Source organism: Mycobacterium sp. 1482292.6, from assembly GCF_001672995.1.
In the GTDB taxonomy this organism is placed as follows: domain Bacteria; phylum Actinomycetota; class Actinomycetes; order Mycobacteriales; family Mycobacteriaceae; genus Mycobacterium; species Mycobacterium europaeum_A.
The window spans coordinates 1-22,914 of record NZ_LZKV01000136.1 but is presented as its reverse complement, the minus strand read 5'-3'; the positions used below and the strand labels follow the sequence as shown (position 1 = coordinate 22,914).

Genomic DNA, 22,914 nt, shown 5'->3' with positions numbered 1-22,914 from the left:
CGACGAACGCCGGGTCGGGGGTGAAGCCGTCCGGGGCGGCGATCGTGACGTGGATGCCGGCCGTGACCCCGCCGAGCATCAGCGAGTGCGCCATGTTGTTGGCGCCGTCGCCCAGGTAGGTCATCTTCAGACCGCGCAGTGACCCCTTGCGCTCGGCGATGGTCTGCAGGTCGGCGAGCACCTGGCAGGGATGGAATTCGTCGGAGAGCGCGTTGACCACCGGCACGGTCGCGGTCGAGGCCATCGCCTCGAGGCGCTCCTGCCCGAACGTCCGCCAGACGATGGCATCGACGTAGCGCGACAGCACCCGCGCGGTGTCTTCCAGGGTTTCGTCGCGCCCCAGCTGGGTGCTGCGGGCGTCGACGACGACGGCGTGCCCGCCCAGTTGGGCGATGCCGACCTCGAACGAGAACCGGGTGCGGGTGGAGTTCTTGTCGAACAGGACCGCGACCCCGCGGGGGCCCTCCAGCGGGCGGGCGCTAAACGGGTCCTTCTTCAGTTCGGCGGCCAGCGCCAGCACCTCGGCCTGCTCGGCGGGCGACAGGTCGTCGTCGCGCAGGAAGTGCCTAGTCACGTGGCGCGTCATGCTGCGGCCGCCTCGTCGAGAATGCTCGGCAGGGCGCCGAGGAAGCCGTCGATCTGGGCGTCGGTGATGATCAGTGGCGGCGCCAGCCGGATGACGTCGGGTGCGGCCGCGTTGACCAGGAACCCGGCCCGGCGCGCGGCCGCCTCGGCGTCCTTGGCGCGCGGCGCGGTGAGCGCGACCCCGCAGAGCAGCCCGCGGCCGCGCACGTGGTCGACCAGCGGGTGGGCCAGCGCCTCGATGCCGTGGCGCAACGACTTGCCCAGCACCTCGGCATGGCGGATCAGGTTCTCCTCCGCCAGCACCCGCAGCACCGCGAGCGCGGCCGCCGCGCAGATCGGGTTGCCGCCGAAGGTGCTGCCGTGCAGGCCCGGCGTCATCAGGTCGGCGGCCGGCCCGACGGCCAGGCAGGCGCCGATCGGCAGGCCGCCGCCGAGCCCCTTGGCCAGCGTCACCACGTCCGGGGTGATGCCGTCGTGCTGGTGGGCGAAAAACGTTCCGGTGCGGCCCATCCCGGTCTGCACCTCGTCGAGCACCAGCAGCGCCCCGTGCCGCGCGGTGATGTCGCGGGCGGCGGCGAGGTAGCCCTCGGGCGGCACGACGACGCCGCTCTCCCCCATGATCGGTTCCAGGAACACCGCGGCGGTGGCGTCGTCGACGGCGCCCGCCAGCGCGTCGGTGTCGCCGTAGGGCACGTGCGTGACGGCGCCGGGCAGCGGCGCGAACGGCGCCTGCTTGCTGGGCTGACCGGTCAGCGCCAGCGATCCCATGGTGCGGCCGTGGAAAGCCTCCTGCGCGGCAACCAGTTTGGTGCGCCCGGTGAGCCGCGACAGCTTGAACGCCACCTCGTTGGCCTCCGTCCCGGAGTTGCAGAAGAACACCCGCGCCGGGGAATCGGTGCCGAGCAGGCTTACCAGTTCTTCGGCCAGCGCCAGACCCGGTCCGGTGGCATACAGGTTGGAGGTGTGGCCCAGCGTGGACATCTGGTGGGTGACGGCCTCGATGATCGCGGGGTGGCGATGGCCCAGGACGTTGACCGCGATGCCGCCGAGCAGGTCGAGGTAGGTCTTCCCGTCCACGTCGGTAACCACGGCGCCGTCGCCGCTGGCCAGGGCCATCGCCGGGGTGCCGTAGTTGTTCATCATCACGGCTTCCCAGCGCCGCCGGACGTCATCGGTGTGGCTCACGGGCGCACCACCTTGGTGCCGGTGCCCGCGTCGGTGAAAAGCTCCACCAGCACACAGTGTTCGACCCGCCCGTCGATGACGTGCGCGCTGGGCACGCCCGCGGTGACGGCGCGCAGGCACGCTTCGACTTTGGGAATCATGCCCGCCTCCAGCGTGGGTAGCAGTTGTGACAATGTGGCCGTGTCGATTTCGCTGACCAGCGAACCGCGGTCCGGCCAGCTGGTGTACAGGCCTTCGACATCGGTGAGCATCAGCAGCTTCTCGGCGCGCAGCGCCTCGGCCAGCGCCGCCGCGGCGGTGTCGGCGTTGATGTTGTGCACCACGCCCTCGGCGTCCGGCGCCAGCGTCGACACCACCGGAATGCGCCGCGCCGCAATCAGATCCAGCACGGCGGCGGTGTTGACCATCTCGACATCGCCCACCAGGCCGATGTCGGTGGCCACGCCGTCGACGGTGACGCTGCGCCGCACAGCGGTGAACAACTGGGCGTCCTCGCCGGTGATGCCGACGGCGTACGGTCCGTGCGCGTTGATCAGGTTGACCAGTTCGCGGCCGACCTGGCCGAACAACACCATCCGGGCCACGTCGAGCACTTCCGGTGTGGTGACCCGGAATCCGCCCTTGAAGTCGCCCGGGATGCCGAGCCGGCGCAGCATCGCGGTGATCTGCGGGCCGCCGCCGTGCACGACGACGGGATGAACGCCGCAGTTACGCAAGAACGCCATGTCGGCGGCGAAGGCGTGCCGCAGCGTGTCGTCGGTCATGGCGTTGCCGCCGTACTTGATGACCACGATCTTGCCGTGCAGCTGCTTGAGCCAGGGCAGGGCTTCGGCCAGCACCTGCGCCTTGACCACGGTGGACAACGCTTCTGTCGAGCTCATGAGCTGTAGGCCGAATTCTCCTCGACGTACCCGTGCGACAGGTCGGTGGTCCGGATGGTGGCCCGGTGCTCGCCGAGCCGCAGATCGACCGTGATGTCGATGTCGGCTTCCGACAGGTCCACCTCGCGGGCGCCCGGCATCGGAATCCCGTCGGCGAAGACCGCAAAGCCGTTGAACGCCACCGTGATCCGGTCGGGGTCCAGATCGATGGGCGCCATCCCGACGGCCGCCAGCACCCGGCCCCAGTTGGGGTCCGAGCCGAACACCGCCGTCTTGACCAGGCTGTCGCGGGCGATCGTGCGGGCGGCGACCAGGGCGTCGTCCTCGGAGGCCGCCCCCGCCACGGTGACGTTGACCCGCTTGGTGACGCCCTCGGCGTCGGCTTGCAGTTGCGCGCACAGGTCGTCGCACGCCCGCAGCACGGCGTCGTCGAGTTCGGCCTGGCTGGGCGCGATCCCGCTGGCTCCAGACGTCAGCAGCAGCACGGTGTCGTTCGTCGAGCACGCGCCGTCGACGTCGAGCCGGTCGAAGGTGGCCGCGGTGGCGTGGCGCAGCGCGCGGTCCAGGGCCGCCGCGTCGACGGCCGCGTCGGTGGTGAGCACGCAGAGCATCGTCGCCAGCGACGGCGCGAGCATGCCGGCGCCCTTGGCCATCCCGCCGACCGTCCAGTTGTCCGGGTGGTGCAGCGCAACCTGTTTGGGCACGGTGTCGGTGGTCATGATCGCCTGGGCCGCCTCGTCACCGCCGGACAGGCCGCCCGCCATGTCCTGCACGATCGTGCGCACGCCGGCGAGCACCTTGTCCATCGGCAACCGGTCGCCGATCAGCCCGGTGGAGCACACCGCGACCTCGATGGCCCCGGTCTCGGTCCCCCAGTCCGACAGCGCGGCGGCGACGGCCTCGGCGGTGGCGTGGGTGTCCTGAAATCCGCCGGGTCCGGTGCAGGCGTTGGCGCCGCCGGAGTTGAGGATCACCGCGCGCAGCGCGCCGGTGCTCAGCACCTGCTGGCTCCACAGCACCGGTGCCGCTTTGACCTTGTTGCGGGTGAACACCCCGGCGGCGGCGTAGTCCGGCCCTTCGTTGAACACCAGGGCCAGATCGCGGTTGCCCGAGGCCTTGATGCCGGCGGCGATGCCGGCGGCCCGGAATCCGGCCGGCGCGGTGACGCCCTGTTCGCGCAGCAGCCGCGCTTGCGTCGCTACGACAGATGGCGCCGCTCCTGCGACCCCGGCTACGCCGGCGTCATCGTCGCCGGCGCGCGTCACGGCGCCACCCCGATCACCGAAAGCCCTTCGGTCTCCGGCCAACCCAGGGCCAGGTTCATCGACTGCACGGCGGCGCCGGCGGTTCCCTTGACCAGGTTGTCGATCGCGGCGATCGCGACGAAGGTCTGCGCCGCCTCGTCCACCGCGACCGCGATGTGCGCCGCGTTGCTGCCGATCACCGCTCCGGTGCGGGGCAGCTGCCCCTCGGGCATCAGGTAGATGAAAGGCTCTGCGTGGTAAGCCTTTTCGTAGGCTTCGCGCAGTTGTGCCAGCGGCGCGCGGGTGCGCGCGGTGCAGGTGGCCAGGATGCCGCGGGAGGTCGGGATGAGCACCGGGGTGAACGACACCGTGACGTCGCGGCCGGTAACCGCCCCGAGCCCCTGGGCGATCTCCGGGGTGTGCCGGTGCGCCCCGCCGATGTTGTAGGCCCGCGCCGACCCGATGACCTCCGCGCCCAGCAGGTCGGTCTTGGCTGCGCGACCGGCCCCGGACGTGCCGCTGACCGCCACCACGGTGACGGCGGGCTCGATGAGATCCGCGGCCACCGCGGGCAGCAAGGCCAGCAACGCCGCGGTCGGGTAGCAGCCCGGCACCGCGATGCGGCGGGCGCCGCGCAGCCGCTCCCGGGCGCCGGGCAGCTCCGGCAGACCGTAGGGCCAGCTGCCGGCGTGCGCGGACCCGTAGTAGCGCTCCCACGCGTCGGCGTCGGTGAGCCGGAAGTCGGCGCCGCAGTCGATGATCAGGGTGTCGGGCCCGAGCTGAGAGGCCAGCGCGGCCGAATGGCCGTGCGGCAGGGCCAGGAACACCACGTCGTGGCCGGCGAGCACGTCGAGCTCGGTCGGCTCGACCACCCGCTGGGCCAGCGGGGTCAGGTGCGGGTGGTGCTCGCCGAGCGTGCTGCCGGCACTGGCGGCGGCGGTCACCGCGCCGATCGTCAGGCGTCCGTTCGCGTAGGCCGGGTGCCCGAGCAGCAGGCGCAGGATTTCACCGCCCGCGTAGCCGCTGGCACCGGCAACCGCTACCTTCATTCCGTCGGCCATTCCGCCGATTCTGCATGGTTATGCAGTGCTTTGCAAATCCATTCCACTAGGCCCGTAGCTCCGCGCCGACCGCCTCGGCGGCGCGGCGCACCGCGGCGTCGCGAGCGGCGGTGGCGTCGTCCTCGGTGAGGGTGCGGTCGGGCGCGCGGAAGCGCAGCGCGAAGGTCAGCGATTTGCGGTCCTCGCCGATCTGCGGGCCGGTGAACACGTCGAACAGCTGCAGGTCTTCGAGCAGCTCCCCAGCGCCTTCGCGGACGGCGTCGGCTACCGCCTGGGCCGGCACCTGCGCGGGCACCACCAGGCTGAGGTCCTGGAAGACGGCCGGGAACGGCGACACCCGCGGCGCCGGCAGCGTCAGCGGGATGGGTATCGCGTCGAGGTTGAGCTCGAGGGCGCAGGTGCCCTTCGGCAGCCCGGAGCGCTCGATCACCGCCGGATGCAGCTGACCCGCGTGCCCCACCGCAACGTCCCCAACGAGCACCTCGGCGCACCGCCCCGGATGCCAGGGCAGGTATTGCGCCGCGCGCAATCGCACGTCGATTCCGCCGGCGCGGGCGATGATGCGCACCGCCTCGAACGCGTCGGCGGCTTCGGCGCGCCGGCCCGGGCCCCAGGGTCCGCGGTGTTCCCGCAGGCCGCTCAGCACCGCGGCGACGTGCTGGGGTTGCCGCGGCAACGACGCGTCGAGCGCGGCGATCTCGGCGTCGGTGGGCCGGCGGCCGACGGGGATCACGTTCACGGCGCGGGTGTCCGCCGTCGGCTGGACCACCTGCGCGAGGGCATACAGGGAGACGTCGACCAGGCCGCGCGAGACGTTGCGCACCAACGCTTCCAGCAGCGCCGGCAGCAGCGTGGTGGCCAGGTGCGGGCGGTCGGCCTCCAGCGGGTTGAGCACGTCGGTCGTGATGCGCCGCGGGTCGTCGGCCGGCAGGCCCCACAGGTCGAACACGCCGGCGGGCAAGAACGGGGTGGGCAGGATCTCCACATAGCCGGACTCGGCCAGCGACCTGCCGATCGCGCGGCGGCGCTTCTGCACGGCGGACAGGCCGCGGCCGGCCGGCGCCGACGGCAACACCGACGGAATGACCTCGAGCCCCTCCAGCCGCAGCACCTCCTCGACGAGATCGGCGGGCTGCAGCAGGTCGGGGCGCCAGCTGGGTGGCGTCACCGTCAGCGTGTCGCCGTTCGCCACGACCTCGGCGCCGATCTGGGCGAGCCGCCTGGCGGTGGTGCCGGGCGCATAAACCACCCCGGCGAGGCGATCCGGCAGGTCGACGGCGATGTCGATCGGCGGGAGCGACCAGTCGTCGCGCGGTGGGTCGCCGCGCCAATCGGTCAAACCCTCCTCGACCACGCCGCCGGCGATGTCGGCGAGCAGGGTGGCGCAGCGGTCCAGCGCGGCCACCGAGATGGCCGGATCCACCCCGCGCTCGTAGCGGCGGGCGGCTTCGCTGGGCAGGTGCAGCCGGCGCTGGGTGCGTGACACGGCGGCCGGGTCCCAGACCGCGGCCTCGAGCAGGACGTCGGTCGAATCGGCGCGCACCTCGGTGCTCGCCGCGCCCATCACGCCGCCGATCGCGGTGGTCGCCGTGTCATCGACGATGAGCACGTCGGCCGGTTCGAGTTTGCGCTCGATGTCGTCGAGGGTCACCACGGTCTCGCCGGGCCGCGCGAATCGCACGCCGAAGCCGCCGGTGATGCGGTTGCGGTCGTGGGCGTGCATCGGGTGACCGAGCTCGAGCATCACGTAGTTCGTCACGTCGACGGCCGGGGACGTCGCCCGGATGCCGGACAACAGCAGCCGGCGCTGCAGCCACCACGGCGACACGGCGGCCGGGTCGATGCCGGTGACCGGGCGCAGCGCGAACCGCCGAACCCCGGTGCCGGGCTGCACGGTCAGCGGCCAGGCCTCGCCGTTGGCCGGCAGCGGCTTGATCACCTGGCTGCCCGCGGGGTCGACGAAGTCCAGGTCGTAGGCGCAGGCGACCTCGCGGGCCAGCCCACGCAACGACAGGCCGTAGCCGCGGTCGGGCGTGATCGCCAGGTGAAAGATCACGTCGTCCAGGCCGAGCACGGCGGCGGCGTCGGCGCCGGGGTCGGCGGTGCCCGGCGGCAGCACCAGGATCCCGGAATGGTCGGCGCCCAGCCCGAGTTCGGCCGCCGAGCAGATCATTCCGTCGGAGGTGCGGCCGTAGGTCTTGCGGGCGGCGATGGTGAAGTCGCCGGGCAGCGTGGTGCCCGGCAGCGCCGCCACGATGAGGTCACCAGCAACGAAGTTGCTTGCGCCGCAAACAATCTCACGGTCCTTGTTTTCACCGACGTCGACGTGGCAGAACCGGATCGGCTTCTTGAAACCGGTGAGCTCTTCGATGTCGGTGACCCGGCCCACGGTCAGCGGGCCGTCGACCGGTCCCAGGGTGGCGACCTCCTCGACCTCATGGCCGATGCGCACCAGCGTCTGCTCCAGCTCGGCGGCCTCGACGTTCCAATCCGGCGCGCCGGCCGCCACGATCTCACGTAGCCAGCTGTAGGGAACGCGCATCAGGCACCCACCCCGAACGGAAGCGAGAACCGCACGTCGCCCTCGACCATGTCGCGCATGTCCGGAATCCCGTTGCGGAACTGCAGGGTTCGTTCCAGCCCCATGCCGAACGCGAAGCCGGAGTACGCGCCCGGATCAATCCCGGCGGCGCGCAACACGTTTGGATGCACCATCCCGCAACCGCCCCACTCCACCCAGCCGGGGCCGCCCTTCTTGCCGACGAACCAGACGTCGACCTCGGCGGACGGCTCGGTGAACGGGAAGAAGTGTGGCCGGATCCGGGTGCGCGCCTCGGGGCCGAACTCGGCGCGCGCGAACGCATCCAGCGTTCCCCGCAGGTGCGCCATCGTCAGGCCGCGGTCCACCGCCAGACCCTCGACCTGGTGGAACACCGGGGTGTGGGTGGCGTCGAGCTCGTCGGTGCGGAACGTGCGGCCGATCGAGACGATGTAGACGGGCAGCTCGCGGGCGAGCAGGGTGCGCACCTGCACCGGCGACGTGTGGGTGCGCAACAGCTGCCGGGAATCGTCGGGCGCGATGTAGAAGGTGTCCTGTTCGCTGCGCGCGGGGTGGTCGGCCGGGAAGTTCAGCGCGTCGAAGTTGAACTGCTCGGTCTCGACCTCCGGGCCCTCCGCCAGTTCCCAGCCCATCGCGATGAAGGTGTCGGCGATGTGCTCGGCCAGGATCGTGATCGGGTGCCGGGCGCCGGGCGGCTGCCGGGTCGACGGCAACGTGACGTCGATGCCCTCGGCGACCAGCACCGCGGCGTCGCGCTCTGCCCGCAGGACCGCGAGCCGCTCGTCGTAGCCGCGTTGGGCTTCGGTCCGGGCGGCGTTGACCCGCTTGCCGGCATCGGCGCGCTCGTCCTTGGGGACGCCGCCGAGCGCCTGGCGCGCCAGCGCCAGGGGTGCGCGGTCACCGAGGTGCTCGGTCTTGGCGCGCGCCAGCGTGTCGAGATCGCCGGCCCGCGCGAAGGCCTCCCGGGCGGCGCTGACCGCTGCGGCCAGGGCTTGCGGCGACAGATCGACGGGTTGATCACCCACGCGGCGACACTCTCCTTGCTGACGAGGCTGTTCGGGCTGCCCGCATCGATGTGCTTCCGCGCGGCACGGGTCGAGTGCTGATCATAGTGATTCGGCGCGCGGCACCCGCCGGGCGCTTGGCGGTCGAGCCGGCGGGTGGCCGCCGCGGGCCACCGACGGCGGTGTGGCTTAGCCGGCGACGGCCGGCTGCGGCCCGCCCAGCGTGTCGTCGCCCAGCACGGGGGCCTCCAGCGGGGCGACGCCCCGACCGCCGGCGACCTTGGTCACCTTGTAGGCGACGAACGCGCCGATGACACCGAAGACCGGCGTCGCCGCCATGGTCCCCCAGTGGTGGGCCAGCATCAGGAAGCCGAAGCCCGCGGACGCCGCCAGCATCAGGTAGCGCGCGGGCGTCCAGTGGATCGGCTGCCTGAACCGGGCGGACACCAGCACGCCCAGGATCACGGCGACGGTGTGGCCGGCGTCGGTGAAGTCGCCGCCGATGATCGCCGAGGCGATGCCCGCCGACACCCACCAGCCGACCCAGCCGGCCCGCCAGCGCGACGGGATCACCGCGGTCATCGCGCCGAGCACCGCCAGCGCACCGTAGCTCATGCCGACGTCGCTGGCCCGGGTGATCGACACGGGCAGCCAGCCGAACTCGACCGACGCGGCCAATGCGGCCGCCACCAGCAGGGTCGCGCCGATGTGGCCGACGAGGAAGGCCACCACCAGCCGGATGGTGCGCAGATGCAGCTCGGCCAGCGCCAGCAGGCAGGTCAGGAAGGGCAGCCAGAAGTAGAGCGGGCCGGCGTCGACCACCAGAGCGCTGCCCAGCAGCGTGCCCAGGTGGCCGTGGGCCAGGTTGTGCACGTTGGTGCTGGCGCGCGCAACGATGACGTCATGCGCGTGCGGGCCGAGGGCCAGGATGGCGCAGCTGATGGCGAGCAGCACCGCCGCATACCCCACAGTGAATTGGACCCGGGCGAGCCGGGACGCGATGCCCCCTAACATTGGCATCCATTATGGCTGCGATTTTGTCTCGGCTGTGTCATCAGGGCCTGACAACTCCTTAAGAGTCTTGAGGCGATATATCGCCAAATCGTCGGGAATGCCGGCGGGCTTCGGCCCGAAAACCGGCTTCCTCGTGCGTTTGGCCTCGACGCCCAACGCGTCCAACTCGCTTTGCGGTATGAGATCTAACGTTGAACTCGACACCATGATTCCACCCTTGGTGGCCCTTTCCATAACTCGTGCGGCGATGTTCACATCGACGCCGAGCCAGTCGGCGGCCAACCGCTGCGGGCGTCCCGTGTGGATTCCGACCCGCATCCTGGGCGTATAGCCGTCCACCTCGACCGATTTCAGCGCGTCCTTGGCGGCCAGCACGGCGCGCACGGCGACCGTCGGATCACCGAAGACGGCCATGATGCCGTCGCCCATCCGTTTGACGATGTGTCCGCCGGCGTCGAGCAGGGGCGGCTCGAGGGCCCGCGCCACCTGCCGCAGCAGCACCAGCGCCGCGTCGTCGCCGGCTTGCAGGGACCACGTCGAGAAGCCGACCAGGTCGGTGAAGACCAGCGTCACCTCCGGGTTGGCCGGCCGGCGCGACACCCCTTCGGTCAGCGCCTGCCACACCTGCAGCACCCCGAGGCTGACCTCGCGCGACACCGCGTCGCGGTCGCCCAGCAGCCGGTCGGCAGCGCGCGCCGCGGCGCGCGGGCCACCCTCGCCCGCCGTGGACAGCGGATCGCCGAACTCGGGGTCGCCGGGCAGCAGCCGGCGGGCGCGCCGGATGAAGGCGACCGCCGCGGGGCTGCGGTTGCGGCTGTGCAGCCATTGAGTCGCGCTGTGCACCGACAGTGGAGAGCGCGGCGGAGCCGAGTGCGCCTGGGATTCTTCGGCCTCGCCCGGGTCCAGATCGCGACGCGCGAGTTCCACCCGGCCAGGTTATTTGGTTTTCTTCGAGGCAGGCAATGACGGCCGCGCCCGATGTGTCACACGTCGCACCAAACCGCCTGATCACACTGGTGCCACACCGGTGTCCAAGCTCGATAACACCCGGCGGACACCTCGCCGAAATCGTAGACAACGCCCGTTGTCAAAGTTATCGTGAGCCCAACCGGAGCAGGAGGCCGCGATGACTGGCACTGTGCATGCGGGCGGGACTGCGCCCGCCGATCCGCTCGGACCAGATTCTTTGACCTGGAAGTATTTTGGCGACCTGCGCACCGGAATGATGGGCGTGTGGATCGGGGCGATCCAGAACATGTACCCCGAACTCGGCGCGGCCGTCGAGGAGCATTCGATCCTGCTGCGCGAGCCGCTGCAGCGGGTGGCCCGGTCGGTCTACCCGATCATGGGGGTGGTCTACGACGGCGACCGGGCGTCGCAGACCGGCCGGCAGATCACCAGCTACCACCACACCATCAAGGGCACCGACGCGGCCGGGCGGCGCTATCACGCGCTGAACCCGGAGACCTTCTACTGGGCGCACGCCACGTTTTTCATGCTGATCGTCAAGGTGGCCGAGTACTTCTGCGGCGGCCTGACCGAGGCCGAGAAGCGGCAGTTGTTCGCCGAGCACGTCCAGTGGTACCGGATGTACGGCATGAGCATGCGGCCGGTGCCCGAAACCTGGGAGGAGTTCCAGGAGTACTGGGAGCGCACCGGCCGCGAGACCCTCGAGATCAACCGGGCGACGCGCGACATCTTCCAAATGCGGATCCCCAAGCCGAAATTCGTGCTGATGCCCACACCGATCTGGGACCAGATCTTCAAGCCGCTGGTCGCCGGCCAGCGCTGGATCGCGGCGGGGCTGTTCGAGCCCGCGGTGCGCGAGAAGGCCGGACTGCACTGGACCCCGGGCGACGAGGTGTTGCTGCGCCTGTTCGGCAAGCTCGTCGAATTGGCCTTCCTGGCGGTGCCCGACGAGATCCGGCTGCACCCGCGCGCGCTGGCCGCCTACCGCCGCGCCGAGGGGCGGCTGCCCACCGACGCGCCGCTGGTGGAGGCCCCGCCGTTCATGGCGCCGCCGCGCGACCGGCGCGGGCTGCCGATGCATTACTTCCCCCCGTCGGCGAAGTCGCCGTTGGACCCGGCGCTGCAGCCCGCCCGGGCGCTGATGGAACGCGCCGGTTCGCTGGTGCACACGACGCTGTCGCTGGCCGGCCTGCGCGCCGGGCGGGGCCGGCCCAAACGCGCCGCTAAGGCCGCGTAGGCAGGTTCAACGCCCGCGCGCTCTGATACAGGCAGATGGCCGCCGCGGACGCCACGTTCAGGCTCTCCGCCCCACCGGCCATCGGGATCCGCAGCCGGTGGTCGGCCGCCGCGGCGATTTCGCTTGGCAGACCGTGTGATTCGGGGCCGAACAGCCACGCCGTCGGCACGCCGAGCAGTTCGCCGGCCTCGTCGAGCCGCGTCTGGGCGTCGACGGTGGTGGCGAGCAGCTGCAGGCCCGCGGCGCGCAACGCGTCGACCGCGGCGAGCGGGTCCGGCGCGACGACGACCGGGACCGAGAAGATGCTGCCGGCCGACGCGCGCAGGCACTTGCCGTTGTACGGGTCGACGCTGTGGCCGCCCAGGATGACGCCCGCCGCGCCCAGGGCGTCGGCGAGGCGGATGAGGGTGCCGGCGTTGCCCGGTTCGCTGATCTCGACGGCGACCGCGACCAGTGCGGGCGGCCCGGCCAGCACGTCGGAAAGTCGGGTCGCCGGCGTTTCGCACACGGCGACCAGGCCGGCCGGAGTGACGGTGTCGGACAACGCTTTCGCCGCGCGCTCGCTGACCGGGTGCACCGGGCAACCCGCGGAAGCCAACGTCGCCAGCAGCGACTCATGCCGCTGCTGGGCGACTTCGGTGACGAAGACGTCGCGGACCAGGCCGCGGCGGGCGGCGGCCTCGACGAGGTTGGGGCCCTCGGCGAGGAATCGGCCCGCCCGCCGGCGGCCGACGTGGCGGTGCAACTTGACCGCCGCGGCGACCCTGGCCGAACGTTCGGTCAGCACCTGCGCTTGTTAGGCCGCTTCTCCCGAATCCGAGGGAGCGTTGACATCCTCGGGCAGGGCCGCCCGCGCGATGTCGACCAGCGCCGTGAAGGCGGCCGGGTCGGCAATCGCGATGTCGGACAGGTTCTTTCGGTCCACTTCCACACCGGCGGCCTTGAGGCCCTGGATCAGCCGGTTGTAGGTGATGTCGTTGGCGCGCGCCGCCGCGTTGATCCGCGAGATCCACAACTTGCGGAACTCGCCCTTGCGCGCACGACGGTCGCGGTAGGCGTAGTTCAGCGAATGAAGCTGCTGCTCTTTGGCCTTGCGGTAGAGCCGGGATCGCTGGCCGCGATAGCCCTTCGAGGCCTTCAGGATGCTGCGCCTCTTCTTGTGGGCGTTGACCGCCCGCTTCACGCGTGCCATTGGATGTTCCTACTCTCGTTCACAATTGGTTGGTCGGGTCGCCGTGCCAGCTCGCGCTGCGGGTCTGGCCGGCGCGGTGGTCAGCCGTTCAGCAGGCTGTTGACGCGCTTGGTGTCGTTGGCCGACACCGTGGTGCGGCCGTCGAGCCGCCGGGTCCGCTTGGTCGGCTTGTGCTCGAGCAGATGCCGGCGGTTGGTCTGCTGGCGAACGATCTTGCCGGTTCCGGTGCGCCGGAACCGCTTCGACGCCCCGCTGTGGGTCTTGGCTTTGGGCATGTTTCCTCTGTTCTATGAAGTGCTCGAGTGCGGGCACTCGGGCGCTTGAAAAGTCTCGCGCTGGGTCAGTTCGACGAAGGTTCGGCTTCGGCGGCCGCATCGGTCTCCGATGCCGCGCCGCCCCCCGGTCCTTCCGGATGGCGCGCCTTGGCGCGAGTCTTCGCGCCGCGGTGCGGTGCCAGCACCATCGTCATGTTGCGGCCGTCCTGCTTGGCGGACGTTTCGACGAAGCCGTATTCGGCGACGTCCGCTCCCAGGCGCTGAAGCAGCCGATAGCCCAGCTCGGGCCGCGACTGCTCACGTCCGCGGAACATGATGGTGACCTTCACCTTCGACCCCGCCTCCAGGAAGCGGATGACGTGACCCTTTTTGGTCTCGTAGTCGTGATCGTCGATCTTGGGTCGCAGCTTCTGTTCTTTGACGACGGTCTGCTGCTGGTTCCGGCGGGATTCGCGCGCCTTTTGCGCCGCTTCGTATTTGAACTTGCCGTAGTCCATGATCTTGCAGACCGGCGGTCTGGCGTTCGGGGCAACTTCGACAAGGTCAAGATCGGCGTCCGCAGCGACGCGCAGTGCGTCTTCGATGCGCACTATGCCTACCTGCTCTCCCCCTGGGCCGATCAATCGGACTTCAGGTACGCGAATGCGCTCGTTGACGCGGGTCTCAGTGCTGATGGGGCCTCCCTTGTTGGGCTTCTGTAGGTCCTGCGGTGACGACCGCCTGGGTCGGTCCGGGAATCAGCGGCGGAGACACCACACCACTAGCAAAAAAGCCCTGCACAAGCAGGGCCCAATGCCGACCGATCGCGGCTGGAAACTGCTCGAGCCGCCCGCGTCACCCGCGGAACAGGCATCCGCGATGCCTGTGACCGGACCGCTGAACCTTTCGAAGATCCGCAACGGGATTTCATCGGCTCGCGGTGGGAGTGGGACTCCACTTAACTGTTCCTGGCATTCGCCGGGATGGTCGCAGCCGCTAGTTTAGCAGCCTTGAGGTGGCTTTTAGCACTTCGGCCGGTCGACCGCGCCGCAATGGGCCGGCGGCCGGCCCGAAACCACGCCCAAACTGGCGGCCGCCAGTCTCAGCGCTTCGACAAGCTTTTCACGGATTGAGGGCATATCCTCGCGGTCTGTGACACTCGCATCTCCTAGTTCGAGGCCCGGTTCGGGCCCTCGTTCAGGCCTGCGTTCGGGGCCGCGCGGCCGGTCGAACTCGCGGTACCGCTGGGTGCCGGCGGCGGCCGGATGGACCGTGGGCGTCATCGCGACCGTGTCGCTGCTCGGCAGCGTGTCCCCGCTGATCCGGTACCTGATCAAGGTCCCGCGCGAGTTCATCAACGACTACCTGTTCAACTTCCCGGACACCAGCATCGCGTGGTCGTTCATCCTGGCGCTGCTGGCCGCGGCCCTGACCGCGCGCAAGCGCATCGCCTGGCTGCTGTTGCTGGCCAACATGATCCTGGCCGCCGCGCTGAACGCCGCCGACATCGCCGCGGGCGACAACACCGCCGCGGAGATCTTCGGCGAGAACCTCGGCTTCGCCGTCCACATCGTGGCGATCGTCCTGCTGGTGCTGGCCTACCGGGAGTTCTGGGCCAAGGTCCGCAAGGGTGCGCTGGTCAAGGCGGCCGCGGTGCTCATCGCCGGCGACGTGGTGGGCATCCTGGTGTCCTGGGGCCTGGTCGAGTTGTTCCCGGGAACGCTGGCCCGCCAGGACCGGCTGCCGTACGTGGCCAACCGGGTGGTCGGATTCGCGCTCGCCGATCCCGACCTGTTCACCGGCCGGCCGCACGTCTTCCTGAACGCGATCTTCGGGTTGTTCGGCGCGCTGGCGCTGATCTTGGCGACGATCGTGCTCTTTCAGTCCCAGCGCGCGGAGAACGCGCTGACCGGCGAGGACGAATCGGCCATCCGCGGCCTGCTCGAGCTGTACGGCAAGAACGACTCCCTGGGCTACTTCGCCACCCGCCGCGACAAGTCGGTGGTCTTCGCCCAAAGCGGACGCGCCGCGGTCACGTATCGCGTCGAGATCGGCGTCTGCCTGGCCAGCGGTGACCCGATCGGCGATCCGCGGGCGTGGCCGCAGGCCGTGGACGCCTGGCTGGGGTTGTGCCAGACCTACGGCTGGGCGCCCGGGGTGATGGGCGCCAGCACCCAGGGCGCGCGGGCCTACCGCGAAGGCGGTCTGAACGCGCTCGAGCTCGGCGACGAAGCCATCCTGCGGACCGCCGATTTCAAGCTGTCAGGCCCCGACATGCGCGGCGTCCGCCAGGCCGTGACCCGGGCCCGTCGGGCTGGCCTGACCGTGCGGATCCGGCGCCACCGCGACATCAGCGCCGAGGCGATGGCCGACACCATCGCCCGCGCCGACGCCTGGCGCGACACCCAGACCGAGCGCGGCTTCTCGATGGCGCTGGGCCGACTCGGCGACCCCGCCGACGGGGACTGCCTGCTGGTCGAGGCGCTGGACCGCGACGGCAGCGTCGTCGCGATGCTGTCGCTGGTTCCCTGGGGGACCACCGGTGTCTCCCTGGACCTGATGCGCCGGTCGCCGCAGTCCCCCAACGGCACCATCGAGCTGATGGTCAGCGAGCTGGCGCTCAATGGCGAAACCCTTGGCATCACCCGCATCTCGCTGAACTTCGCGATGTTCCGCTCGGCGTTCGAACAGGGCGCCCAGCTCGGCGCGGGTCCGGTCGCCCGGCTGTGGCGAGGACTGTTGCTGTTCTTCTCGCGGTGGTGGCAGCTGGAAACCCTGTACCGCTCGAACATGAAGTACCAACCCGATTGGGTGCCGCGTTACGCCTGCTACGAGGACGCCCGGCTGATCCCGCGGGTCGGCGTCGCTTCGGCACTCGCCGAGGGCTTTTTGGTGTTGCCGTTCGGGCGGCGCAAGACGCACACCGGCCACTACCCCGCCGTCCCGCCACGGTTGGCGGAGTCCGGGCTGCTGCATCACGACGGCAGCGCCCCGGACGTCAGCGGGCTGCGGGAACGCCGGGAGTCCGCCGACGAGGAGGAGTCCAGGTCACGGCTGCCCGAACAAGTTCGAGTGCGCCTGGCCAAGCTGAAAGCCCTGAAGCACAACGGCGTTGACGCTTACCCGGTAGGGACCCCGCCCACCCACACCATCGCCCGGGCCCTGGTCGCCGACGACCAGGAAAGTGTGACGGTGGCGGGACGGATCCTGCGGATCCGCGACTACGGCGGCGTGCTGTTCGCCGACCTGCGCGACTGGTCGGGGGAAATGCAAGTGCTGCTGGACAATTCGCAGCTGCAGCGGGGGCGGACCGCGGACTTCACCGCGGCCATCGACCTGGGCGATCTGGTCGAGGTGTCCGGGCAGATGGGCTTTTCCAAGAAGGGAAGCCGCTCGCTGATCGTCACCGACTGGCGGATGATCGGCAAGTGCCTGCGGCCCCTGCCGAACAAGTGGAAGGGGCTGACCGACCCGGAGGCGCGGGTGCGGACCCGCTACGTCGACCTGGCCGTCAATCCCGATTCGCGCGAGCTGATCAAGGCCCGCAGCGACGTGTTGCGTTCGGTCCGGCAGACGCTGTTCGCCAAGGATTTCATCGAGGTCGAGACCCCGATCCTGCAGCAGATCCACGGTGGAGCGACCGCGCGGCCCTTCGTCACGCACATCAACACCTACGACCTGGACCTGTTCCTGCGCATCGCCCCCGAGCTCTACCTGAAGCGGTTGTGCGTCGGCGGCGTGGAGCGTGTCTTCGAATTGGGCCGCGCCTTCCGCAACGAGGGCGTCGACTTCAGCCACAACCCGGAGTTCACCCTGCTGGAGGCCTACCAGGCCCACGCCGACTACACGGTGTGGATCGACGGCTGCCGCGAGCTCATCCAGAACGCCGCCGAGGCCGCGCACGGCGAGCAGGTGGTGCTGCGACCCCGCGCCGACGGGGGCGACGGCCGGCTCGAGCCCGTCGACATCTCCGGGGTGTGGCGGGTCAAGACCGTCTATGACGCGGTGTCCGAAGCGCTCGGCGAGCACGTCGACCCCGCCACGTCGCTGTCCACCCTGCGCAAGCTGTCCGACGCCGCGCACATCCCCTATCGGGCGCACTGGGATGCCGGCGCGGTGGTGCTGGAGCTGTACGAGCATCTGGTCGAGGACCGGACCGAGGAGCCGACGTTCTATATCGACTTCCCGACGTCGGTGTCGCCGCTGACCCGGCCGCACCGCAGCGAACCGGGCGTGGCCGAGCGGTGGGACCTGGTGGCCTGGGGGGTCGAGCTGGCCACCGCCTACAGCGAGCTCACCGACCCGGTGGAACAGCGCCGCCGCCTGCAGGAGCAGTCGTTGTTAGCTGCCGGCGGGGATCCCGAGGCGATGGAGCTCGACGAAGACTTCCTGCAGGCGATGGAGTACGCGATGCCGCCCACCGGCGGACTCGGGATGGGCATCGATCGGCTCGTCATGCTCATAACGGGCCGCAGCATCCGGGAGACCTTGCCATTTCCGCTGGCCAAGCCGCATTAGCGGCGGCCCCGAACGTCCGTAGAGCCCAGCGCGAACATTCGGTGAATTTGTTCCAGGCCGATTAACTTTAGATCACAATGACTCACGTGACAGCCCCGACGGACAGCGCCGCGGCGCAGGTCCTGGCAAGTAGCCACACCTCGCTGATGCATGGCTGGGTGCCGGCGACGATCCAGGTGCTCGCCGCGATTGTGCTGCTCCTGGCGGTCGGCTGGCGGTCGCGCCGCTGGCGCACCGTGTGGCTGCCGGCCGCCGCGCTGGCCGGCGGGTTCGCCGCCTACCTGACGCACTGGTACATCGTCGACCGCGGGCTCTCCGACGACCCCGCACCGGCGGCGCTGTGGCTGTGGATCGCCCTGACCGGCATGGCGGCGGCCGTGCTGGTGCTGGGCTGGCGCACCGCGCGCCGCTGGCGGCGCGGCGCCGCGGTGCTGGCCGTACCGTTGTGCTTGCTCAGCGCGGCGCTGGTGCTCAACCTGTGGGTCGGCTACTTCCCCACCGTGCAGTCGGCGTGGAGCCAGCTGACCTCGGGGCCGCTGCCCGATCAGACCGATCAGGCCACCGTTACCGCGATGGCCGCCAGCCGAATCCGGCCGCCGCACGGCACCGTGGTGCCGGTGGCGATCCCGTCCGACGGGTCGCACTTCAAACACCGCGGCGAGCTGGTCTACCTGCCGCCCGAATGGTTCGCGACCACCCCGCCGCCGGCGTTGCCGGCGGTGATGATGATCGGCGGGCAATTCAACACACCCGCCGACTGGACCAGGGCGGGCAACGCGGTCAAGACGATCGACGACTTCGCGGCCGCACACGACGGTAAGGCGCCGGTGCTGGTGTTCGTCGATTCCGGCGGCGCGTTCAACAACGACACCGAATGCGTCAACGGGGTTCGGGGCAACGCCGCCGATCACCTGACGAAAGACGTTGTGCCGTTCATGATTTCGACCTTCGGGGTCAGCCAGCACCGGTCCAACTGGGGCGTCGCGGGCTGGTCGATGGGCGGCACCTGCGCCGTCGACCTGACCGTCATGCACCCCGAGCTGTTCAGCGCGTTCGTCGACGTCGCCGGTGACTTCTTCCCCAACGCCGGCAGCAAGGCCCAGACCATCGCCAGGCTGTTCGGCGGAAACGCCGACGCCTGGGCGGCTTTCGACCCGACCACGGTGATCACCCGGCATGGGCCATACCGCGACGTGGCCGGCTGGTTCGCGATCTCGTCCGACGGCCCGCCGCCGCGCCGCGACCTGCAGCTGGCCGACAGCGGCGCCATCCGTCTCGCCGGACGCGAGGCGGCCGCCAATCCCGGCAATCAGACGGCGGCCGCCTATTCGCTGTGCGCGATCGGCCGCTCCAACGGAATCGACTGTGCGGTGGTTCCGCAGCCCGGCAAGCACGACTGGCCGTTCGCGGACCGGGTGTTCGCGGCCTCGCTGCCCTGGCTGGCCGGGGAGCTGGGCACGCCGGGAATTCCGCGCACCCCGTTGCCCGCCGCATCCGCGCCGGGCGCCGGCGCCCCGGTGGTAGTTCCGGCCGAACATTCCAAGCGATAGCGCCGGTGTATCCGGTTGCGCGCGTGCGGCGTGCGGTGTTCGCGCGGCACTGCCATCCGCTGAGCGCATGGACCCGGTGGGCGAGCACGCCGCTGATCCTGGTCCCGATATGGACGCGACGATGGCGCCATGCGGCCTGGATTGCGTTGTGGCTGGCGGTGAATCCGGTGGTGTTCGGCAAGCCGGCGCAACAGCACGCCTGGTCGACGCGGGCGATGCTGGGCGAGGAGCTGTGGATCACCCGCCGGCCCCGCGACGCGGCGATGGTGGTCAGCGTGGCGTCGTCGGCGGCCGCGGTGGGCGCGGTGCTGGCCGCACGCCGGCGTCGGCTGCGACCGGCGCTGATCGCCGTGGCCCTGCAGATGACGTTGACGCTGGTGTACTGGGAACAGATGGTTCGCTACCTCGAGCGGCGGTCGCAGTAGGGTCGCGGGACCTCGTGCGCGGGAACGCCGTTCGTCGACGAGGGCAGGCGGGTGGCCGCGCCCATGGTCGGGCGGAACGCAGGCGCGGTGACGATGCGCGGATATGGTGGTCCGATACCTTCGTACCGGGATGCGATACGGGTGTATTGTCCGGCCGTGGGACCCACCCGGCTGTTTCCTTATGACCCGCCCCCGCCAGCGGAGCCGTCGCTCAAGGAGCGCATTCGCGACGCCGCGCTGAGCTGCTTTGCCGTTCGCGGCATCGCCGCCACGACGCTGCGCGCGGTCGCCGAAACCGCGGACGTGTCGATTGGGCTGATACAGCACCACTTTCGCACCAAGGCCGCGCTGAGCGCCGCCGTCGATCAGTACGTCCTGCAGACGGTGAGCGAGGCATTGGCAGCCGATACGCCGTCCGAGCCGGCCGCCGACAGCCTCAACGAGGCGGGGCGCCGGCTGACCGCACTGATGGTCGAACGTCCCGATGTGATGACCTATCTCGGGCGTGCGCTCGCCGAGGGCGGCGCACTGGGTTCGGTCATCTTCACCGGGCTGGTGGGTATCAGCGCGGGCCAGGGCGAACAATTCGGGCAGCAGGGCAAGCTGCGAGGAGACCTCGATCCCGACTGGGGGGCGCTCAATCCGCTCATCCTGCGCATCGGCGCGATCATTCTGCATCCCTATATCGAGCTCTATCTGGGTGAGTCGTTCTTCAGCGAGCCACAGCTGCGACGCTGGGACGCCGCGGTCACGAGCCTGATTCGGCGCGGGCAGTTCCTCAAGGACACGGAGTCGCGGGACGAGGGCGTGACCGCTTGACGAGCGGCCAAACGCCGCGTTACCGCGGCCGACGCGCCGGTCAGGTGCTATACACGAAACACCATGGACGAGCGCACGGTAACCGCGTACAGCGCGCAGATTCTCGACATCGATGAACCCGGCGACCGTCTGATACTGGAGCGGCTGCGAGCCGATCCCACCGTCGAGATCGTCGACCGGCTCGACGCGCAACTGGCCAATCTGCGCGGCCTGCGCCCACCGCCGGATTCGACGCTGCTCGACGAAGGGGCCCGGTGGGCGCACTACCCGTGGCGGCGCGCCGCCGTTGCGGTGCTGGGGCCGCGCGGGTTTCGGGCGCTACGACTTGATCGCAACAGAAACAACATCACCGCGGCGGAACAGACCAAACTCAGCTCACTGACGATCGGCGTCGCCGGTCTGAGCGTCGGCCATGTCATCGCGCATACCTTGGCGGTTCAGGGCTTGTGTGGCCGCCTGCGGCTGGCGGATTTCGATCACTTGGAACTGTCGAATCTGAATCGGGTGCCGGCCACCGTATTCGACCTCGGATTGAACAAAGCTCAGGTCGCGGCGCGCAGGATCGCCGAGCTCGATCCCTACCTGGCGGTGGACGTGTTCGATGCCGGGATCACCGCGGACACCATCGATGCCTTTCTGGACGGACTGGACATCGTCATCGAGGAGTGCGATTCGCTCGACATGAAGATCGCCCTGCGGATGGCGGCCCGTGACAGGCGAATCCCCGTGTTGATGGCGACCAGCGACCGGGGGCGGGTCGACGTCGAACGCTTCGATCAAAACCCTGGGCGCCCGGTCATGCACGGGCTGCTGGATCAGCTCGATATCGAGCAAGTGGCGGGCATGAGCACCCGCGAGAAGCTCCCGCACATGCTGCGTTACGACGAAGCCGAGCACATCTCGCCCCGCACCGCCGCGTCGCTCATCGAGATCGACCGATCGCTGTCGACGTGGCCGCAGTTGGCATCCGATGTCATCGTCGGCGCTGCGGCGATGGCCGAGGCTGTGCGCAGAATCGGATTGGGTGAGAACCTGAGATCCGGCCGGTGCCGCATCGACACCGGCGCGGCGCTCGACGAACTCGACGAAGTCGAGACGGCCCAGCTTCACCCCGCGCGAGACACCGAACCGGGAAGCGACCCGGCCGCATCCGCATTCGACGACACGATTGTCGCCGCCGCGATGCGCGCCCCCTCGGGGGGAAACAGCCAGCCGTGGTGCATCGACGCGCAACCGACTAGCCTCACCATAAGCGTTGCCCCGGAACATACTTCGACGATGGACGTGGGCTTCCGCGGCAGCGCTGTCGCGGTGGGGGCCGCGTTGTACAACGTCAGGATCGCCGCCGCCGCCCGTGGGATGCTCGGACCGGTGAGCGTTTCCGAAGACGCAGCCGGGTCTCCGGTACGGGCCACGATGCACTTCGGAAACGGTAACGACCCCGCCCTGGCCGATCTGTACGAACCGATGCTCGCGCGCGAGACCAACCGTCATCGCGGAATCCCACAACCGCTCGACGATCAGACGGCCAAATTGCTCACCGTCACCGCCGAGGGCGAGGGCGCGCGTCTGCACCTACTCACCGAGCGAGACGACCTGGCGCGGGCCGCAACGATTTTCGGTGCGGCCGACCGCATCCGGTACCTGACGCGGCAACTGCACACCGAGATGGTCTCGGAGCTGCGCTGGCCTGGGGATCCCGACCCCGACACCGGTATCGACGTACGCTCCCTCGAACTCGAAGCCAGCGACCTGGCGCTGATGGATATCGTGCGCCGCCCCGACGTCATGGCTTACCTTGCCGAATGGAACGCCGGCAGCGCCTTGGGCGACGGCATGCGCGACGAAGTCCTCGGCAGCTCGGCGCTGGCGGTGCTGACCGTGACCGGAAGTCGCCTTGGTGACTACGTCCGCGGCGGGTCGGCCGTCGAGGCGGTATGGATCGTTGCCCAGCGGGAAGGCCTCGCCGTCCGGCCGTTGTCACCGGTCTTCCTGCACGCGCGAAATGCTGCCGATCTGCACGAGTTGTCGGCCGGTTTCGCCGGCGAATTGGCACGATTACAAGACGATTTCGTGCGCCTCACCGCGACCGCTCCCGAAGAATCCATCGTGCTGGCCTTGCGCTTGACCACCGCGCCGCCACCCTCGGTGTCCAGTCGCCGCAGCCCGAGCCGGGTCCGCACTCAAGGCCTCTGATCCGCCGCCGTCGCGCGGCGAGCACCATCGGCGCCACAGCACCTCAGAACGGCTTCGCCGTGAATCCCCATCGCAACAACGCCGACTCGCGGCGGGCCCTACCGCGCAACCCAGGGTCCCGCGTGCCGGTCACGCCGTGCGGTTCGCCGCGCGACCCGAATGTCCAGTACGCCTGCAGATAGGGCACGGGTGTCGAGTGGCCGCAATGCATTTCGTGCAG

17 protein-coding genes and 2 pseudogenes are annotated in these 22,914 nt (G+C 70.0%); 6 read left to right on the top strand and 13 right to left on the bottom strand.

All coding sequences use genetic code 11. From position 1 onward, the window contains the following. The 9 genes and pseudogenes from A5624_RS14225 to A5624_RS14185 all read right to left on the bottom strand — a co-directional run. A pseudogene (locus tag A5624_RS14225) lies at positions 1-574 on the bottom strand (ornithine carbamoyltransferase); the annotation flags it as partial. A gap of 8 nt (positions 575-582) precedes the next feature. Next, positions 583-1,770 carry an acetylornithine transaminase gene (locus tag A5624_RS14220; RefSeq protein WP_082984707.1) on the bottom strand — a complete coding sequence of 396 codons (1,188 nt, stop codon included), beginning with the start codon at positions 1,768-1,770 and terminating at the stop codon, positions 583-585. Beyond that, on the bottom strand, positions 1,767-2,651 hold the full coding sequence (gene argB, locus A5624_RS14215; protein ID WP_066867165.1) for an acetylglutamate kinase: 885 nt from the start codon (positions 2,649-2,651) through the stop codon (positions 1,767-1,769). The genes A5624_RS14220 and argB overlap by 4 nt, the downstream gene beginning before the upstream one ends. Further along, positions 2,648-3,835 carry a bifunctional glutamate N-acetyltransferase/amino-acid acetyltransferase ArgJ gene (argJ, locus tag A5624_RS14210; protein WP_066867172.1) on the bottom strand — a complete coding sequence of 396 codons (1,188 nt, stop codon included), beginning with the start codon at positions 3,833-3,835 and terminating at the stop codon, positions 2,648-2,650. The genes argB and argJ overlap by 4 nt, the downstream gene beginning before the upstream one ends. A gap of 77 nt (positions 3,836-3,912) precedes the next feature. Next, positions 3,913-4,972, bottom strand: a pseudogene (argC, locus tag A5624_RS14205) (N-acetyl-gamma-glutamyl-phosphate reductase). A 30-nt stretch (positions 4,973-5,002) separates the two neighbouring features. Then, positions 5,003-7,498, bottom strand: a complete 2,496-nt coding sequence (gene pheT, locus A5624_RS14200) for a phenylalanine--tRNA ligase subunit beta (protein ID WP_066867162.1) — start codon at positions 7,496-7,498, stop codon at positions 5,003-5,005. Next, positions 7,498-8,541, bottom strand: coding sequence for a phenylalanine--tRNA ligase subunit alpha (pheS, locus tag A5624_RS14195; RefSeq protein WP_066867161.1), 1,044 nt, complete (start codon positions 8,539-8,541; stop codon positions 7,498-7,500). The genes pheT and pheS overlap by 1 nt, the downstream gene beginning before the upstream one ends. Before the next feature lie 168 nt (positions 8,542-8,709). Then, on the bottom strand, positions 8,710-9,534 hold the full coding sequence (locus A5624_RS14190) for a rhomboid-like protein (protein ID WP_066867160.1): 825 nt from the start codon (positions 9,532-9,534) through the stop codon (positions 8,710-8,712). 9 nt (positions 9,535-9,543) lie between these two features. Beyond that, entirely contained in the window at positions 9,544-10,461 is a 918-nt protein-coding gene (locus A5624_RS14185) for an adenylate/guanylate cyclase domain-containing protein (RefSeq protein ID WP_066867158.1), read from the bottom strand. 199 nt (positions 10,462-10,660) lie between these two features. Here A5624_RS14185 and A5624_RS14180 point away from each other — a divergent pair, with 199 nt between their 5' ends. Next, the gene (locus A5624_RS14180) at positions 10,661-11,740 is read left to right on the top strand and encodes an oxygenase MpaB family protein (protein ID WP_066867156.1); all 1,080 of its coding nucleotides are present in this window, start codon (positions 10,661-10,663) and stop codon (positions 11,738-11,740) included. Here A5624_RS14180 and A5624_RS14175 read toward each other — a convergent pair. The 4 genes from A5624_RS14175 to infC all read right to left on the bottom strand — a co-directional run bounded on the left by A5624_RS14175 (position 11,727) and on the right by infC (position 13,881). Continuing rightward, positions 11,727-12,527, bottom strand: coding sequence for an RNA methyltransferase (locus A5624_RS14175; protein ID WP_066867154.1), 801 nt, complete (start codon positions 12,525-12,527; stop codon positions 11,727-11,729). The two genes, A5624_RS14180 and A5624_RS14175, sit on opposite strands and share 14 nt — an antisense overlap. Before the next feature lie 9 nt (positions 12,528-12,536). Next, positions 12,537-12,932, bottom strand: a complete 396-nt coding sequence (gene rplT / locus A5624_RS14170; protein WP_007776071.1) for a 50S ribosomal protein L20 — start codon at positions 12,930-12,932, stop codon at positions 12,537-12,539. Positions 12,933-13,012: 80 nt separating this feature from the next. Continuing rightward, positions 13,013-13,207 (bottom strand): 50S ribosomal protein L35, encoded by a 195-nt coding sequence (gene rpmI, locus A5624_RS14165; RefSeq protein ID WP_066867152.1) that lies wholly within the window; start codon positions 13,205-13,207, stop codon positions 13,013-13,015. Between the two features lie 65 nt (positions 13,208-13,272). Then, positions 13,273-13,881 carry a translation initiation factor IF-3 gene (infC, locus tag A5624_RS14160; RefSeq protein WP_082971986.1) on the bottom strand — a complete coding sequence of 203 codons (609 nt, stop codon included), beginning with the start codon at positions 13,879-13,881 and terminating at the stop codon, positions 13,273-13,275. Positions 13,882-14,434: 553 nt separating this feature from the next. Here infC and lysX point away from each other — a divergent pair. The 5 genes from lysX to A5624_RS14135 all read left to right on the top strand — a co-directional run bounded on the left by lysX (position 14,435) and on the right by A5624_RS14135 (position 22,694). After that, positions 14,435-17,704: a bifunctional lysylphosphatidylglycerol synthetase/lysine--tRNA ligase LysX gene (gene lysX / locus A5624_RS14155; RefSeq protein WP_066867148.1), complete on the top strand. Its 3,270-nt coding sequence runs from the start codon at positions 14,435-14,437 to the stop codon at positions 17,702-17,704. Between the two features lie 77 nt (positions 17,705-17,781). After that, positions 17,782-19,254 (top strand): alpha/beta hydrolase family protein, encoded by a 1,473-nt coding sequence (locus A5624_RS14150; RefSeq protein WP_197518965.1) that lies wholly within the window; start codon positions 17,782-17,784, stop codon positions 19,252-19,254. Between the two features lie 23 nt (positions 19,255-19,277). Further along, positions 19,278-19,679 carry a DUF6653 family protein gene (locus A5624_RS14145; RefSeq protein WP_066867167.1) on the top strand — a complete coding sequence of 134 codons (402 nt, stop codon included), beginning with the start codon at positions 19,278-19,280 and terminating at the stop codon, positions 19,677-19,679. A 156-nt stretch (positions 19,680-19,835) separates the two neighbouring features. Continuing rightward, the gene (locus A5624_RS14140; protein ID WP_066867146.1) at positions 19,836-20,498 is read left to right on the top strand and encodes a TetR/AcrR family transcriptional regulator; all 663 of its coding nucleotides are present in this window, start codon (positions 19,836-19,838) and stop codon (positions 20,496-20,498) included. 63 nt (positions 20,499-20,561) lie between these two features. After that, positions 20,562-22,694, top strand: a complete 2,133-nt coding sequence (locus tag A5624_RS14135; RefSeq protein ID WP_066867144.1) for an Rv1355c family protein — start codon at positions 20,562-20,564, stop codon at positions 22,692-22,694. Positions 22,695-22,914 lie beyond the last annotated feature (220 nt).